Annotated in this window: 18 protein-coding genes; 9 read left to right on the forward strand and 9 right to left on the reverse strand. The window is 59.7% G+C overall.

The features are described 5' to 3' along the window. Window positions 1-271: 271 nt before the first annotated feature. Window positions 272-634 carry an NUDIX hydrolase gene (locus NTD89_RS02415; protein WP_145164559.1) on the reverse strand — a complete coding sequence of 121 codons (363 nt, stop codon included), beginning with the start codon at window positions 632-634 and terminating at the stop codon, window positions 272-274. Window positions 635-760: 126 nt separating this feature from the next. Between NTD89_RS02415 and NTD89_RS02420 the strand changes: the two genes are divergently transcribed. Continuing rightward, window positions 761-1,741, forward strand: coding sequence for a Gfo/Idh/MocA family protein (locus tag NTD89_RS02420; RefSeq protein ID WP_242197435.1), 981 nt, complete (start codon window positions 761-763; stop codon window positions 1,739-1,741). A 44-nt stretch (window positions 1,742-1,785) separates the two neighbouring features. Continuing rightward, window positions 1,786-2,427 (forward strand): ribonuclease T2, encoded by a 642-nt coding sequence (locus tag NTD89_RS02425; protein ID WP_262206340.1) that lies wholly within the window; start codon window positions 1,786-1,788, stop codon window positions 2,425-2,427. Here the strand turns inward: NTD89_RS02425 and NTD89_RS02430 are convergent, their stop codons facing one another. Continuing rightward, window positions 2,428-3,276, reverse strand: a complete 849-nt coding sequence (locus tag NTD89_RS02430; protein WP_262206341.1) for an AraC family transcriptional regulator — start codon at window positions 3,274-3,276, stop codon at window positions 2,428-2,430. Between the two features lie 109 nt (window positions 3,277-3,385). Between NTD89_RS02430 and NTD89_RS02435 the strand changes: the two genes are divergently transcribed. Then, a complete protein-coding gene (locus tag NTD89_RS02435) occupies window positions 3,386-3,796 on the forward strand; it encodes a hypothetical protein (protein ID WP_262206343.1) in 411 nt (136 codons plus the stop codon). 317 nt (window positions 3,797-4,113) lie between these two features. Here NTD89_RS02435 and NTD89_RS02440 read toward each other — a convergent pair whose 3' ends face one another. After that, window positions 4,114-4,461, reverse strand: coding sequence for a hypothetical protein (locus tag NTD89_RS02440; protein WP_145164548.1), 348 nt, complete (start codon window positions 4,459-4,461; stop codon window positions 4,114-4,116). A gap of 245 nt (window positions 4,462-4,706) precedes the next feature. Between NTD89_RS02440 and NTD89_RS02445 the strand changes: the two genes are divergently transcribed. The 5 genes from NTD89_RS02445 to NTD89_RS02465 all read left to right on the forward strand — a co-directional run bounded on the left by NTD89_RS02445 (window position 4,707) and on the right by NTD89_RS02465 (window position 7,646). Next, window positions 4,707-5,102, forward strand: coding sequence for a hypothetical protein (locus NTD89_RS02445; RefSeq protein ID WP_262206344.1), 396 nt, complete (start codon window positions 4,707-4,709; stop codon window positions 5,100-5,102). After that, window positions 5,092-5,478 carry a hypothetical protein gene (locus tag NTD89_RS02450; protein WP_262206345.1) on the forward strand — a complete coding sequence of 129 codons (387 nt, stop codon included), beginning with the start codon at window positions 5,092-5,094 and terminating at the stop codon, window positions 5,476-5,478. Before NTD89_RS02445 ends, NTD89_RS02450 begins: the two co-directional genes overlap by 11 nt. An 81-nt stretch (window positions 5,479-5,559) precedes the next feature. Beyond that, on the forward strand, window positions 5,560-6,468 hold the full coding sequence (gene glsB / locus NTD89_RS02455) for a glutaminase B (protein ID WP_242197920.1): 909 nt from the start codon (window positions 5,560-5,562) through the stop codon (window positions 6,466-6,468). 147 nt (window positions 6,469-6,615) lie between these two features. Further along, window positions 6,616-6,906 carry a hypothetical protein gene (locus NTD89_RS02460; protein ID WP_262206346.1) on the forward strand — a complete coding sequence of 97 codons (291 nt, stop codon included), beginning with the start codon at window positions 6,616-6,618 and terminating at the stop codon, window positions 6,904-6,906. A 20-nt stretch (window positions 6,907-6,926) separates the two neighbouring features. Next, window positions 6,927-7,646, forward strand: a complete 720-nt coding sequence (locus NTD89_RS02465; RefSeq protein WP_262206347.1) for a zeta toxin family protein — start codon at window positions 6,927-6,929, stop codon at window positions 7,644-7,646. Between the two features lie 52 nt (window positions 7,647-7,698). On the opposite strand, the gene NTD89_RS02470 is transcribed toward NTD89_RS02465, so the two are convergent. From NTD89_RS02470 to NTD89_RS02495, 6 genes are all read right to left on the reverse strand, one after another. After that, window positions 7,699-8,202 (reverse strand): signal peptidase II, encoded by a 504-nt coding sequence (locus NTD89_RS02470; protein WP_262206348.1) that lies wholly within the window; start codon window positions 8,200-8,202, stop codon window positions 7,699-7,701. Window positions 8,203-8,273: 71 nt separating this feature from the next. Next, window positions 8,274-8,609 (reverse strand): DUF6124 family protein, encoded by a 336-nt coding sequence (locus NTD89_RS02475; RefSeq protein WP_262206349.1) that lies wholly within the window; start codon window positions 8,607-8,609, stop codon window positions 8,274-8,276. Between the two features lie 740 nt (window positions 8,610-9,349). Next, window positions 9,350-10,618 carry an NAD(P)/FAD-dependent oxidoreductase gene (locus NTD89_RS02480; RefSeq protein WP_262206350.1) on the reverse strand — a complete coding sequence of 423 codons (1,269 nt, stop codon included), beginning with the start codon at window positions 10,616-10,618 and terminating at the stop codon, window positions 9,350-9,352. Further along, entirely contained in the window at window positions 10,615-11,367 is a 753-nt protein-coding gene (locus NTD89_RS02485) for an amino acid ABC transporter ATP-binding protein (protein WP_242197411.1), read from the reverse strand. Before NTD89_RS02485 ends, NTD89_RS02480 begins: the two co-directional genes overlap by 4 nt. After that, window positions 11,364-12,032 (reverse strand): amino acid ABC transporter permease, encoded by a 669-nt coding sequence (locus NTD89_RS02490; protein ID WP_262206351.1) that lies wholly within the window; start codon window positions 12,030-12,032, stop codon window positions 11,364-11,366. The genes NTD89_RS02485 and NTD89_RS02490 overlap by 4 nt, the downstream gene beginning before the upstream one ends. Further along, window positions 12,029-12,811 carry an ABC transporter substrate-binding protein gene (locus tag NTD89_RS02495; RefSeq protein WP_145164528.1) on the reverse strand — a complete coding sequence of 261 codons (783 nt, stop codon included), beginning with the start codon at window positions 12,809-12,811 and terminating at the stop codon, window positions 12,029-12,031. Before NTD89_RS02495 ends, NTD89_RS02490 begins: the two co-directional genes overlap by 4 nt. Window positions 12,812-13,026: 215 nt before the next feature. On the opposite strand from NTD89_RS02495, the gene NTD89_RS02500 reads away from it, so the two are divergent. Further along, window positions 13,027-13,806 (forward strand): IclR family transcriptional regulator, encoded by a 780-nt coding sequence (locus tag NTD89_RS02500; protein WP_145164526.1) that lies wholly within the window; start codon window positions 13,027-13,029, stop codon window positions 13,804-13,806. Window positions 13,807-14,014: the final 208 nt, after the last annotated feature.

Genomic DNA, 14,014 nt, shown 5'->3' on the forward strand with positions numbered 1-14,014 from the left:
TGGGAGCGGGCTTGCCCGCGAAGGCGGTGGATCAGGTACGAATCCATTGACTGACACACCGCCTTCGCGAGCAAGCCCGCTCCCACATTTTTGACCGCGCAAGGCTCCCAGGCTAACAGGCCCATCTTTCCAATCTGCGCGGTTTGGCGGTTCTCGCGCGGTTCTGGTGGCGCATGCAGCCGCTGCCGCGTTCGTCAAATCCTTTGTCGAACGGCAGAAAGCGAATGGCGTGGTGAAGTGAGGTGTGCCGGACAGCGGGCAGAGCGCGGAATTACAAGCGGCGTAGGAAGGATTTGACGATGTGGCGGGTGGCGTCGGTGGTGTCCAGTTCGTCCAGGGCGCCATAGGCGTGCCAGCGACAATCGACAATCTCGTTGCAGGGCCGCGCGTCGGCAATATTCACCACCGAGGCTTCGAACACGTGGTGCACGGTGTCGCGGGCCTTCAATTCCTGCAGATACAGCAAGCCGTCCACGTTCAGCCCGGTTTCTTCCTCCAACTCGCGTTCGGCCGCGCCGACCGGGCGCTCATCACGCTCGACCTTGCCGCCGGGCAATGCCCATTTCGATCTGGCCTTGCGCACGAAGAGGATATGCCCCTCGTGTTCGCAAATGACCGTGGCCCTTATTTTCATCGTGTGTGCCCCGCAGCGGGATGAATGTCACAAAAGTGTAATGCAATTGTCATGCTAAGTGCTTATGGCGCGCACGGGTGGGGATGTGGATACTGACCGATTGATGAAAACCGACGAGGAGAACAGATGACTACCGTACGTTGGGGCATGATCGGTTGTGGCAGTGTCACTGAATTGAAGAGTGGACCCGCTTTCTACAAAGCGCCAGGTTCTGCGCTGGTGGCCGTGATGGGGCGTCGCGAGGAGGCGGTGCGCGATTATGCGGCACGCCACGGCATTGCGCGCTTCTATACCGACGCCCAGGCCCTGATCGACGACCCTGAAGTGGACGCGGTGTACATCGCTACACCGCCCGACAGCCACCTCGAATACAGCCTGATGGTGGCGGCGGCCGGCAAACATTGCTGTGTCGAGAAACCCATGGCCCTCAACGCCGAGCAAAGCGCGTTGATGCAGCGCACCTTCGAACGCGCCGGGTTGCACTTGTTTGTTTCGTACTACCGCCGCTCGCTCCCGCGCTTTCAGCAGGTGCGTGACTGGCTGCGGGACGGGCGCATCGGTGAATTGCGCCAAGTGATCTGGACCTTGAGCAAACCACCGTCCGCCGCGGACGCCAGCGCCACCAATTGGCGTACCGACCCGGCTGTTGCCGGTGGCGGCTACTTTGCTGACCTCGCCAGCCACGGGTTTGACCTGTTTCAGTTTCTGGCCGGCGATATCGTCGAAGTCACCGGGTTTACCGCCCGACAAGCCGGGGAATATGCCGCCGAAGATGCCGTGACGGCCTGCTGGACCTTCGGTTCCGGCGCGCTGGGCATGGGCTGCTGGAACTTTGTCGCGGACCGCCGCGAAGACCGTGTCGAGCTGATCGGCAGCCGGGGCCGCATCACCTTTGCCGTGTTCGAAGACCAGCCATTGCGCCTTGAAGGTGAAGTCGACGAAGTGCTCGAAGTGCCTTGCCATGCGCATATCCAGTGGCACCATGTGCTGGCGATGAACGCGCACATTCGTGGCGAGGCCGAGCATCCTTCGCTCGCGATCGAGGCGCTGAAGACCGATCGGGTTCTGGACAAGGTACTGCAGCGCAATCCCAACCGCCCCGAGTAACTGTCCTGCGGTGCGTGGCGCTTATTTTTTCAAGGAACAGATGGATGAACTACAAGACAGCCTGGATAGCGCTGTGGCTGGTGCTGGCCAGCCTGATGGTGCAAGCGGCGCCACGCGAGCAGCGGCCCGCGGGAGATTTTGATTTTTACCTGCTGTCACTGTCGTGGTCGCCGACGTTTTGCCTCACGCACCCGGACAACCAACAATGCTCCGGCAAGGGCTATGGGTTTGTCTTGCATGGGCTATGGCCGCAATACGCGAAAGGCGGGTGGCCCGCGTCGTGTGACCCGCAATCGCGATTGTCGGCGCAGGAACTGGCCAAGGGCGCTTTGATATTCCCCACGCGCACGCTGCTTAAACACGAATGGTCCAAGCACGGCACGTGCAGCGGACTGGATGCGTCGCGCTATCTGGACGCGACGGATGCGGCGCTGGCGACAGTGCAGATTCCGCAGCAATTGCAGCCGTTCAATGTGCCCAATTACCTGGAAGCGCGCGACATCGAACAGCTGTTTCGCCATAGCAACCCGGCCATGGGCGACCATGGCATGGCCGTGATCTGCAAGGGCAAGGTGTTGTCCGAAGTGCGCGTGTGCCTGACCAAGGAACTGCGCTTTGCCGGTTGCCCCGCAAGCGTGAAGACTCAGTGCCGCAGCGGGGATATCCGGGTCCCGGTGCAGCGCTGATCAGGCTCCTGGGTGCATCGAAATGGCTGCCGGCGTGGGGCTCGACGCCCCGGCGCGGTCCGCCAGGTAACGGGCCGGTGGCTGGCCCACCGCCTTGCGGAACATGGTGATAAAACCGCTGGCGTTTTCATAGCCAAGGTCCAGCGCCACGCGCTGCACGCTTTCACCCTTGGCCAGGCGCTGCAGGGACAGGATCACATGCAACTGCCTGCGCCAGCGCCCGAAACTCAGGCCCAGCTCCTCCAACAGCAAGCGCGTCATGCTGCGTTCGCTCATGCCGATGCGCACGGCCCATTGGCCGAGGGTCGCCTTGTCGCCGGGATCGGCCAGCAAACTTTCCGCCAGGCGTCGCAGCCTCAGGTCCTGGGGCATGGGCAAATGCAGGGCTTCGACCGGTGCTTGGGCCAGTTCATCGAGCAGCGTGTTGATCAAACGCCCCTGGGCGCCGTCTTCGTCATACAGCTGCGGGAAACTCACCGCCTTGCCGATCAACTCATGCAACAGGCCCGACACGGCCAGGGTGCAGCATTGCGCGGGCAGGGCGCCGCTGACGTCGGGGTCGATCAACAGGCAATACACCTCGGCCTCACCTGAACCCCTCGCGGCGTGCGGCAGGCCACCGGGAATCCACAGCGCGCATTGGGGCGGCACGATCCAGATACCGGCCTCGATCTGACAGTGAATCACCCCGCGCAGGGTGTACATCAGTTGGCCCTTGCGATGCGAATGCGGCGTGTGCTCCCAGCGTTCGCTGGTGCTGCTGGCACGCACGGCCACCACCGCACGCGGGAACAGGTCGGCATCCTTGGACATCGAGGGATGATGCAGATCGAGGCGATGGTGCTTCATGGTGAGTTCGCAGCTTGGCTGAATTGCGAAACAGTCTGGCTATTCTGTGCAATGCCGTCCAGTGGCGTGGTCACTATAGTGAGATCTACTCTCATTCAGGAGCTGTGCCATGCGACTCGACAGTACAACGTTCCCCGTGGTGAAAATCGTCTTCGACGCGCCCAACGAAGGCGGCCCGGAAGATGCCTTTGTGGTCTTTGAAGGGCTGTTGGCCAGAGAGCAGGCGTTCTTGCTGCTGCACGAAAAATCCGTAGACGAAAACAACCACGAGCACTCCCACGAGCAGCGCAAGCAAGCCTCGATCTGGATGAAGAAAAACAAACAGGCGCTGCGCACTTTCGTCAAAGGCATGATCCAGGTAGAACCCAGTGCCGCCCAACGCCTGGCCCTCAAGCCATTTGCCGTAATGTTCGGCAAAGCCTGGGGCTACCCGCTGCTGGTAGTAGAGTCCAGGGACCAGGCATGGGCGCTGGCGCGGGATCTGCTCGATGAGCAGATATCCGACGTGGCGCACTTTTGACGTGTGCACGGTAAAAACTGTGGGAGCGGGCTTGCTCGCGAATGCGGTGGGTCAGCTACACATGCAGTGACTGACACTCCGCCTTCGCGAGCAAGCCCGCTCCCACATTATTTCGGTGGCGCCCTTTGGTTCAGGCACAGGACTCGGCCAACGGTGCTGAACGAGCCAGTCTCCAATGTGGCGCACTTTCGACGTGTACCCGGAAAACACTGTGGGAGCGGGCTTGCCTGCGATAGCGGTGGCTCAGCAACATTAATGTCAGCTGACACGCCCTCATCGCAGGCAAGCCCGCTCCCACATTGTTTCGGCGGCGCCCATCAATCCACACAAATTGCCCGGCCCAGCTTGCCTTTCTCCACCGTCGCCGAGCAGCCGAAGTGACTGTTGTCCACCTGGCACGTACCCGCTACCGGGCCGTTGCCCGATTGCGTGGTCACACTGGTCTGGCACTCACCCTGGCATTGGCTCGAATCCGTGCAAGCCTTGCCCGCATCCTTGTACGGCGTGATGCACTTCCAGCTCTGCAACTTGCCGACCTGCCTCATCGTGCCACCGCCCGCCAGGCACGTGGATGCGGCAGAGTCCTGCGCCGGTGCAGCGGTGGGCGAGTGAGTCGAGCAGGCCGATACCAGCAACAGGGCGGCCAAGCCAATCATCAATTTCATGCAAAAGTCCTCGTGGAGTAAGCGCAGCGGTGCAGTGTACGGGCTATTGGACTACTTTGATTGGCGAGCGATCCCCACCCGGAAGTGACCCATGCACACCTGATGGAAACGCTATGTCACCCTGTTGGAAAACGACCTGAGCACGCAGATTTTCGACAACGTGAAAAACCTGCTGGCCAACCGGATTGATCCGCATCCGCCGCGGTCGCGTTAGACTCGCCACTCGCAGACCCGGGATGCACAACATGCAGACGCTTTATTGTTACGTCGATGGTGCTGACAACGAAACCATTGAGCCCGTGTTGGTCGACGCCTTTCGCACATTGACCCTCGACTGGGCGCCATTTTCCGCTGTGCTGGTAAATCAAGTACACGAGCGTGCCCCAGGCATGGCGTCTGATGACCTGAGCGATTGGTTTATCGGGCTCAATCTTCCTTTGCACCATGCAGGCCGGGCTCAAATCACCCAATTGGTGCTATTCATAAAGGCCTTGGCCGGCGTAACAAGGCGTGATTTCGTGGTGGGTATTTCATCGGCTTTGGGGCTGTCTGAGGATTTGATCTTTCTCGACGCAAATGCCGACGAGAGCGACGCTGTGCGCCTCTGTGCGAAGTTGCAGGCTGCACCCCATGGGGCTTGATATTCATCTTGAAGCTGACAAGCGAATGTCCATGGCGCACTTGGCCGATGCGGTAAACGCTATAGGCGGCGTTGAGCTGGACCAGAATGAACAGTCGCTAGAGGCCCGCTTTGAGTCGGGCCTTTGCCTGAGTGGCTTCTATGAAGTGGAGGATCCGGCTATTCGCGCACAGGGTCTGCACGATCTGGCGTTTACAGTGGCCACCCGAGGTTATCTGCGCATCAAAGGGCCAGTTCCCGAGGATGCCGATCCATTGGCTGAGGTAAGGGCGTTGATGGAGCAACTGGCCGCGAGGTGTGATGCCTGTTTCTTGCTGTCGTTCCAGTACGAGTCGCTGATGTATTTGCGCGACGATGCCGGGCTTCACGTTCTCTAGTGCGCCACCTGAGCGGCGCGTTTCAGGTATCCTGCGCCCCCCGCTTATCACTGATTCAAAGAAACAATGACCGGACAAGACATGCAGGCGTTGCTCGAGTCGATCCTCGACGAAGTTCGTCCACTGATCGGCCAGGGCAAAGTCGCCGACTACATCCCCGCACTGGCCGATGTGCCCGCCAATCAACTCGGTATCGCCGTGTACGGCAACGATGGCTCGGCCTACTGCGCCGGTGACGCCGACACGCTGTTTTCGGTGCAGAGCATTTCCAAGGTGTTCAGCCTGGTGCAGGCCATCGACCACGGCGGCGAAACCATCTGGGAACGCCTGGGCCACGAACCGTCGGGGCAACCGTTCAACTCCATGGTGCAGCTGGAATTCGAACGCGGCCGCCCGCGCAACCCGTTCATCAACGCCGGCGCACTGGTGATCTGCGACATCAACCAATCGCGCTTCGCCGTGCCGATCCTGTCGATGCGCGACTTCGTGCGGCGCCTGTCGGGCAACCCGCAGATTTTGGTCAACAGCGTTGTCGCCGAGTCCGAAGCGCAGCACGGTGCACGCAACGCGGCCATGGCCTACCTGATGAAAGCCTTCGGCAACTTCCACAACGACGTGGACGCAGTGCTGCACAGCTACTTCAACTACTGCGCATTGCAAATGAGCTGCCTGGACTTGGCCAGGGCCTTCAGTTTCCTCGCCAACGAGGGCGTGAGCGCCCACAGCGGCGAGCAGATTCTGACCGCGCGCCAGACCAAGCAAGTCAACTCGATCATGGCCACCAGCGGGCTGTATGACGAGGCGGGCAATTTTGCTTATCGCGTGGGTTTACCGGGTAAGAGCGGGGTAGGTGGCGGGATTGTCGCGGTGGTGCCGGGGCAGTTCACCGTATGCGTGTGGTCGCCGGAGTTGAATGCGGCGGGCAATTCGCTGGCGGGGATGAAGGCGTTGGAATTGTTGAGTGAGCGGATTGGGTGGTCGGTGTTTTGAGCGCTTCCACCTTGGGTGTGAACGCCGTAAACGTTGGCTGGGGGGACATGGGATACATATTGAGGTAAAGTCAGTCCTGCGATCGACGCCCGAGGTGATCTATGCTAATTGTCATTGATCCTCCTTTGTCCTGAGCCGGAGACTTGCATGTCACGTAAAAAAGTTAAGCCACAGATTACCGAAGCACAGGTTCTTGCCCAGGAATCGAGTATCCCCTCTATTGCCGCCAAGGCATTTCGGGATGCTTATGAGGTTGCCCTTTCCAAGGGAGAGTCGGTACTCGTCGTTCGTGCTGGCCAACTGATGAAGGTCTCAAATACCGAGACGCTGATTATCCGCCCAGTCGAAACCTACGGGACAATCAAGGCTGGCACCCGCTTGAAAACCAGAAAGTCTCTTTTGGATCGTCGATCTGCCCAGGCGCAGATTCAGGCTTGAGCACGACGCCTCGAGTCCGGATGTTCGCCGGGCCGAATGGGAGTGGTAAGAGCACGTTCAACTCGAAAGTTCCGGCGCATTTGCTGGTTAACTACATCAACCCTGACGCAATTGAGTTAAGCATTCGCGAGACGGGCAACTTTGAGTTCGCTGCCTTTGGGCTTGAAGACTATGCAAGGCGGGCTATCCCATTCTTGCGTAGTCATACGCTACTTTTAAAATTTCCCGACTCACTGGCAAAGCTGGATAGTCTGGTTGTGGCACATGGTCAGGTCGCCTTTCCTTCGCGGCAAGTCGATTCCTATATCGCTTCTGCTCTAGCTGACTTTATTCGCGTTTCGCTGATTGAAGAGCGTGTGAGTTTCACTTTCGAAACCGTTATGTCGGATATCAGCAAAATTGAACTGCTGCGACATGCAAAAGCCGCCGGTTACCGCGTGTACGTTTACTACGTTGCTACGGCAGATGCTGATATCAACGTCGCCAGGGTCGCTTACAGAGCATCCCAGGGAGGGCATGATGTCCCAGCAGACAAGATCCGATCTCGTTATCAGCGGTCTTTGGAAAATCTGTCCGAGGCAATATTGCTGTCAAACCGAGCTTACATCTTTGACAACTCACAAGATGGTGAACCCATCTTCGCTCAGCTTGCTGAAATCACAGAAGGTGAGGATATCGACATCATCTCGGATACCCAGCCAGCTTGGTTTCAGCAATACGTTATCGATAAATTAACGTAGAAGTAGCGCGACGGTTTTGCTTTTACTTTGGGCTCGGTGGTCGCGTTTCGATTTAAGCCTTGCGCGGTTTTATAAACAAATCCAACATCAAATAAATCGCCCCGGCCGTAATCGCAATATCGGCAATATTGAACACGCCGGTATGCGTCGGCCCCACGTTCAGCACCATGTAATCCACCACATGCCCGTCGCGAAATACCCGGTCGATCAGGTTGGCGATACCGCCCAGGGCAATCGCATAAAGCGGTAAGACTTTACGCAGCGGCTGGTTCCAGTGGGTCAGCGACCACGCCATCGCCCATGCGACCACGATGGCCACGCCGACGATAAAGATCAGTTGTTTGACCTGCGGCGGCAACGCAGCGCCCAGGCTGAGAAAGGCGCCGGGGTTCAGGCTCAGTTCCAGCGCCAGGTTGATCGGGTTAGAGCCGATTTTGAAACTGTTGGCATGCAGCGAAACCAGGGCCAGCAGTTTGACGAGTTGGTCCACGGCAATAAAGGCGGTGCCGGCGAAGAGAGCGAAGGTGCGGCTTCGCAGTAGGGGCGAGGTGCTCAAGCGGTAACTTCCTGTTCCGGGTCTGTCGATAGAGCGCCCGAAGATAGCTCAGGCGCTCTATCTCGTCTATCTCAAGCCGTCGGGTGGGCCACGTTCAGGGCTTTGTCCACCAGCAGTTGCACCCCTTCGAGCATCCGGCAGATGCCCAGCGCGACATTACGTTGGGAACCGTCGATTTCAAAGGCCATATGGTTGGCAATATCACAGATGGACGCCAGGTCCTGGGATGCGTTGACCAGCAAGGTTTCGGTGCCCAGGTCGGCGCGCACGGTGAAAAGGCCTTCGCTGGGTTCGGGGATGGGTTTGCCGGGATTGAGGTAGTGATTGATCGCACGGTAGGCCACTTCGTGCAGGGTGCTGGTGTCGAAGTCTTGCAGGCCTGGGGGATTGGGGCTGTCTTTAATCATGGTGAAGCTCCTTTATAAATGGAACTGCCACGATTCGCGGTCAAACGAAAGAGGGTGGCAGCTATACGCGGGTTGACCGACCGGCCAAAAGGAGCAAAACCGGCATACCCGAAGGTATCCCGCGCACAGCTGCCGCGACACGATACCTCAGACGTAAAAAAACGCCCAATATCGGTGTTAGCGCATTTGTTCTTTTGGAATCGGACGGTCAAATCCGGTCGCTGAATTGGCAGCGACGACGAGAGGTTAGTCAGCCCCTATCCGAGCCACAACCTGAAACCCTTGTCGGAAACTTCCGAGAGCCGCAAGCCCGGCAAGTGTCGGTGTGTTTTACCTTCGAGCTGTGCACTAAACGCGGTCTTGAAACCCTGCGAAAAGCCTGTACACACCCCCGCACCCAGCCCATCCCTAGCAGCATGAGCACGCCGACGCCCAGCAGTAGGCGTGCGCCGGTTGCACACGGCGAATGCACTCTTGCAGCACGCCGATGCCGCAGAGCGCGATAAGCACTGCGAACGCCCAGCGCGGAAGGCGGGCGGTGTTGCCCAAGCGGTTTCGTCCTTTAGGCTTGAGAGGCGAAGGGTTGCGGTTTGAGGTTTCGTGGAACGTCATGGACGATTCCTTTTGCACATGCCGAGTGGGTAAGCCAATCGATGATTGACTCTCGACTGGCGAAGCTAACGGATTTTGCGGATTCGGTAACCTGTGAGAGTTGACAGTTTTCTAGACTTTCTGGGCCGTCAACTGATGTTCAACCTGTCCAACAAGCTATACCAAGCCACACCCGCTCCAATGTAAAAGCGCTGCAACCCATGCAACGGCAAACGCTGTAATGGCGTCACCGGGTAAGCGAAATCCGCGTTGCCGTCACACAAACGCCCGGCCAATTGCTGCCCCAGGCTGGTACACAGCGCGATCCCACGCCCATTGCACCCCAATGCCAGCGTCAGCCCCGGCGCCGGTTGGTGAATGTGGGGCATGAAGTCGCGGGTGATTGCGATACGCCCGGCCCAACGGTACTCAAACTCCAGCGGCCCCAATTGTGGAAACAGCAACGCCAGCGAGCGCTCCAGGTGCGCAAAATCGGCGGGTGATGTGGGGTCGTTGAACAGGCCGCGCCCGCCCATCAGCAAGCGCCCATGGCTGTCCTTGCGAAAGTACAGCAGCAGCCTTTGCGCGGTGGACACGGTTTCCTGCCCCGGCAAGATGCTGTCAGCCGCACGCCCGCTCAACGGCTTTGTGGCGACAATAAAGCTGTTCGCCGCCAAGATACTTTGTGCCATGCCCGGCCACAGGTTGCCGCTGTAGCCATTGGTAGCCAGCACCACCTGATCGGCCGTGACCTGTGCGCCAGAAACTGTCTGCAATTGCCAGCCCGACCCCTGGCGCTGCAACCCCGTCACGGCGCTGTGGCCATGAATTTGCACACCCGCCGCCAACGCCGCGCCCACCAGCCCACGCGCATACGCCAACGGTTGAATCGCCCCGGCGCGGCCATCCAGCCAGCCGCCGGCAAAGGCCTCGCTGCCCATACGCGCCGCCACGTCACGTGCTTCCAAGCGCTGCACCGGTACGCCGCGACGCGCCCATTGATCGGCTCGAGCGTGCAGCCCGGCCACGCCTTTTTGCGTGTACGACACCTGCATCCAGCCTTTGCGCACCGGCGCGCAATCTATGCGATGGCGTTCGATCAACTTGAATACCAGGTCCGCCGAATTCGATACCGTGGAAATCAACGGTTCGGCACGTTCCGGCCCGTACATCTGCATCAACTGTTCGGGGTCGTATTTGAGCGTCGGGTTGACCTGCCCACCATTGCGCCCCGATGCGCCCCAGCCGGGCTCGTTGGCCTCCAGCACGCACACGTTGACGCCGCGCTCGGCCAGGTGCAGGGCGGTCGACAGGCCGGTGTAACCCGCGCCCACAATCGCCACATCGACCTTCACCGACTCACTCAACGCCGGTGTCGGCAGCACCGAGGGTGCAGTCGCTGACCATAAAGACTTCATGACAGGCTCCGCGTATTGCCGGTGGGGTGCAGCACGCGCCGCAGGAAATCCTGGGTGCGTGGGTGTTGCGGGTCGCCGAGTACTTGCTCGGCCGCACCGCTTTCGACGATGTAGCCGCCGTGCAGAAAGCACACGCGGTCGGCCACTTCGCGGGCAAAACCCATTTCGTGGGTGACCACGATCATGGTCATGCCTTCATCTGCCAGGGTGCGCATCACCGCCAGCACATCGCCGACCAGCTCCGGGTCCAGTGCCGAGGTGGGTTCGTCAAACAGCATGGCGTCGGGTTTCATCGCCAAGGCGCGGGCGATGGCCACGCGTTGTTGCTGGCCACCAGAGAGCTGTTCCGGGTAGGCGTCGGCCTTGGCACTCAGGCCGACTTTTTCCAGCAGCACCAAGGCTTCTTCGCGGGCTTGTTTGAGTGGCTCGCCTTTGACGTACACCGGGCCTTCCATCACGTTTTCCAGCACCGTGCGGTGCGGGAACAAGTTGAAACGCTGGAACACCATGCCCATGCGGCTGCGCAGGGCGTGCACGCTCTTGCTGCCGCGCTGCACGGTTTCGCCAAACACCGTGATAACGCCGCCGTCGTAGGCTTCCAGCGCGTTGATGCAGCGCAACAGGGTGGATTTGCCCGAGCCCGACGGGCCGATCAGGCACACTACTTCGCCCTTGGCTACATCGAGGTCGACGCCGTGCAGCACGCGGTGGCTGCCGTAATGTTTTTGCAGTTGGCGTATCGCGATCATGCTTTTTTCCTCCGGCCCAAGTGCTGTTCCATCCGGCGCAGGCCGTACACCAGCGGCAGGCTCATCAGCAGGTAGAGCAGGGCAACCAGGGTGTAGACGGTCATGTTCTGGAAGGTCGACGAGGCGATCAACTGGCCCTGGCGGGTCATCTCGGCCACGGTGATGGTCGACACCAGGGATGAGTCCTTGAGCATCATCACCAGGGTGTTGCCGTAGGGCGGCAAGGCGATACGGAAGGCTTGCGGCAGGATCACCCGGCGCATCATCAGCACCGAGCGCATGCCCAATGCTTCGGCGGCTTCGCGCTGGCCTTGTTCGACGGCAATGATGCCGGTGCGAAAGTTCTCCGCCTGGTACGCCGAGTAGGCGATGCCCATGCCGATCACGCCCGCGTAGAACGCGGTGAGGTGCACGCCCATGTCCGGCAGCACGAAGTAGATATAGAACAGTTGCACGATGATCGGCAGACCACGGATCACGTTGATCACGGCGCTGGCCGCCCACGACAACGCGCGTATCGGCGACAACTTGAGCAGTGCCAACACCAAGCCAATCGCGCTGCTGAGCAGGAACGACAGCACGGTGATCTGGATCGTCACCCACGCGCCTTGCAGCAGGATCGGCAAAAAGTCCTGGGCGTTTTGCAGGAATTCAGCCGGGTTCATGGGCGCACCTGGGTATCAAGCCCCCACTTCTTGAGGATGGCGTCGAGAGTGCCGTCAGCCTTGATGCTGGCGATCGCGGTGTTCAGGCGATCGAGGGTTTGCGCATCGCCTTTGCGTACCACCAGGCACACTTCGCCGACGTTGGTGGGTGTGTAGTCGGGGGCGAGTTTCACGCCTTTGAACAGCTTCTGGCGGATCTGGTAGGCGACGACCGGCTGGTCGCCGACCGCCGCCTTGATGCGGCCCAAGGACAGGTCGCGGACCATCTCGCCGATGGAGTCGTAGGTGCGGATTTCCTTGAAGATGCCGAGCTTGTTGAGTTGGTCGTAGAACACCGTGCCGGCTTGCACGCCGACCACTTGGTCCTTGAGTGGTGTGAGATCGGGGTAGGCGGTGTTGTCGTCGGCACTGATGATCAGGCCTTCACCGTAGGCATACACCGGAGCGCTGAAGTCGACGACTTTGGTGCGCTCTGCGGTCTTGAGCATGCCGGCGGCGATGAAGTCGAGCTTGCCGGAGGTGAGAGAGGGGATCAGCGCGGCGAAGTTGGTCTGTTCGATCTGGCTGGTAAACCCGCCAGCCTTGCCGACGGCCTCGGCCACATCGACCATTACGCCTTGAATGCTGTTGCTCTTGATATCCAGGAAGGTAAACGGCGAGCCACTGGCCGTTGCACCGACTTTGTACGAGGACGCACTCTCTGCGTGCACGGCGCTGACACAGAGCGCGGCGCAAAGACCGAAGGCAAGGCGGCGAAACAAGGGCGAAAGACTGTTCATCGGGTTACTCCAGAAGGAAAACGGATCGTCAGTACCGCAAGCGGTTGCTGATGAAACCGCAAGCTCTGTGCCATTTCGATTCAAATAAATCGTATGTTGGGTTGTAAAATCGACAAAATGAATCGTTCGTATCGATATACGATATTTGGTGGTCTATTTTTGTGATCTGAGGTAAGAATATCGCCACGCCTGATCGACCTGACCGTGAGTCCGCCATGTCTGAAGAACGCAACAGCTTGCACAACCAATCCCTGGAAAAAGGCCTGTCGGTGCTCAAGGCATTCAGCGCCCAGCGCCGCAGCATGAGCCTTGCAGAGGTGGCCGAGGCCGCCGGCATGACCAAAAGCTCAGCTCAGCGCATGGTGTTTACCCTCGAAAGCCTGGGTTACCTTCGGAAACACTCGCGCACACGGCATTACCAACTCACACCGCGGGTGCTGGAGTTGGGTTTCAGTTATTTGGATGCGCATTCGTTGATTGAGGTGGCCAACCCGTTTCTGTCTGAGTTGACGCGCTTGACCGGCGAAACCTCGTGCCTGACCGAGCCTGCGGGCTACGACATGACCTACATCGCGCGGTTTGTCAGCGCGGGCTTCGTGCCGGTGCACATGCCGATTGGCTCGCGGGTGCCGATGTATTGCACGGCCTCGGGGCGCGCGTATTTGAGCGCGTTGCCGACGGATGAGGCGTTGGTGTTGATTGAGAGCAGCCAGCGCATTGCCCACACCAGCCAGACGCTGACTGAAGTCGACCAGATTCTTGAGTCGCTGCAACAGGTGCGGGAACAGGGTTATGCGGTGAACGGCCAGGAACTGTTCCTGGGCGACATGACCATCGGCGCGCCGGTGCTCGGCGCCAATGGCCGGCCGGTGGCGGCAGTGCATGTGGTGGCGCCGACCAGCCGGTGGAGTAGGGCAGATGCCGAGAAGCAGCTGGCACCGGCGTTGTTGCAGTGCTCGCGGGCGCTGAGCAACTCGGCCAGAAATCTGGAATAACTCGACCTCTCAAATCCACTGCAAATCTACTGTGGGAGCTGGCTTGCCTGCGATAGCGGTCTTGCGGTGAAGGCTATGCTGGCCGGTCCATCGCCATCGCAGGCAAGCCAGCTCCCACACAGTGCGGTGTTTGTTCGATGCTTGCGTGCGCCAAGCCACTGGGGAATAACAGCCACAAATTAAAATGTGGGAGCGGGGGGGGGGGGGG

It is taken from the genome of Pseudomonas sp. 14P_5.3_Bac1 (genome assembly GCF_025466135.1).
Lineage (GTDB): Bacteria > Pseudomonadota > Gammaproteobacteria > Pseudomonadales > Pseudomonadaceae > Aquipseudomonas.

Bases quoted from the DNA above. Each gene is read 5' to 3' on its own strand.
- NTD89_RS02415 (WP_145164559.1), bottom strand. From the start codon at position 634: ATGAAAATAAGGGCCACGGTCATTTGCGAACACGAGGGGCATATCCTC.
- NTD89_RS02420 (WP_242197435.1), top strand. From the start codon at position 761: ATGACTACCGTACGTTGGGGCATGATCGGTTGTGGCAGTGTCACTGAA.
- NTD89_RS02425 (WP_262206340.1), top strand. From the start codon at position 1,786: ATGAACTACAAGACAGCCTGGATAGCGCTGTGGCTGGTGCTGGCCAGC.
- NTD89_RS02430 (WP_262206341.1), bottom strand. From the start codon at position 3,276: ATGAAGCACCATCGCCTCGATCTGCATCATCCCTCGATGTCCAAGGAT.
- NTD89_RS02435 (WP_262206343.1), top strand. From the start codon at position 3,386: ATGCGACTCGACAGTACAACGTTCCCCGTGGTGAAAATCGTCTTCGAC.
- NTD89_RS02440 (WP_145164548.1), bottom strand. From the start codon at position 4,461: ATGAAATTGATGATTGGCTTGGCCGCCCTGTTGCTGGTATCGGCCTGC.
- NTD89_RS02445 (WP_262206344.1), top strand. From the start codon at position 4,707: ATGCAGACGCTTTATTGTTACGTCGATGGTGCTGACAACGAAACCATT.
- NTD89_RS02450 (WP_262206345.1), top strand. From the start codon at position 5,092: ATGGGGCTTGATATTCATCTTGAAGCTGACAAGCGAATGTCCATGGCG.
- glsB (WP_242197920.1), top strand. From the start codon at position 5,560: ATGCAGGCGTTGCTCGAGTCGATCCTCGACGAAGTTCGTCCACTGATC.
- NTD89_RS02460 (WP_262206346.1), top strand. From the start codon at position 6,616: ATGTCACGTAAAAAAGTTAAGCCACAGATTACCGAAGCACAGGTTCTT.
- NTD89_RS02465 (WP_262206347.1), top strand. From the start codon at position 6,927: ATGTTCGCCGGGCCGAATGGGAGTGGTAAGAGCACGTTCAACTCGAAA.
- NTD89_RS02475 (WP_262206349.1), bottom strand. From the start codon at position 8,609: ATGATTAAAGACAGCCCCAATCCCCCAGGCCTGCAAGACTTCGACACC.
- NTD89_RS02480 (WP_262206350.1), bottom strand. From the start codon at position 10,618: ATGAAGTCTTTATGGTCAGCGACTGCACCCTCGGTGCTGCCGACACCG.
- NTD89_RS02485 (WP_242197411.1), bottom strand. From the start codon at position 11,367: ATGATCGCGATACGCCAACTGCAAAAACATTACGGCAGCCACCGCGTG.
- NTD89_RS02490 (WP_262206351.1), bottom strand. From the start codon at position 12,032: ATGAACCCGGCTGAATTCCTGCAAAACGCCCAGGACTTTTTGCCGATC.
- NTD89_RS02495 (WP_145164528.1), bottom strand. From the start codon at position 12,811: ATGAACAGTCTTTCGCCCTTGTTTCGCCGCCTTGCCTTCGGTCTTTGC.
- NTD89_RS02500 (WP_145164526.1), top strand. From the start codon at position 13,027: ATGTCTGAAGAACGCAACAGCTTGCACAACCAATCCCTGGAAAAAGGC.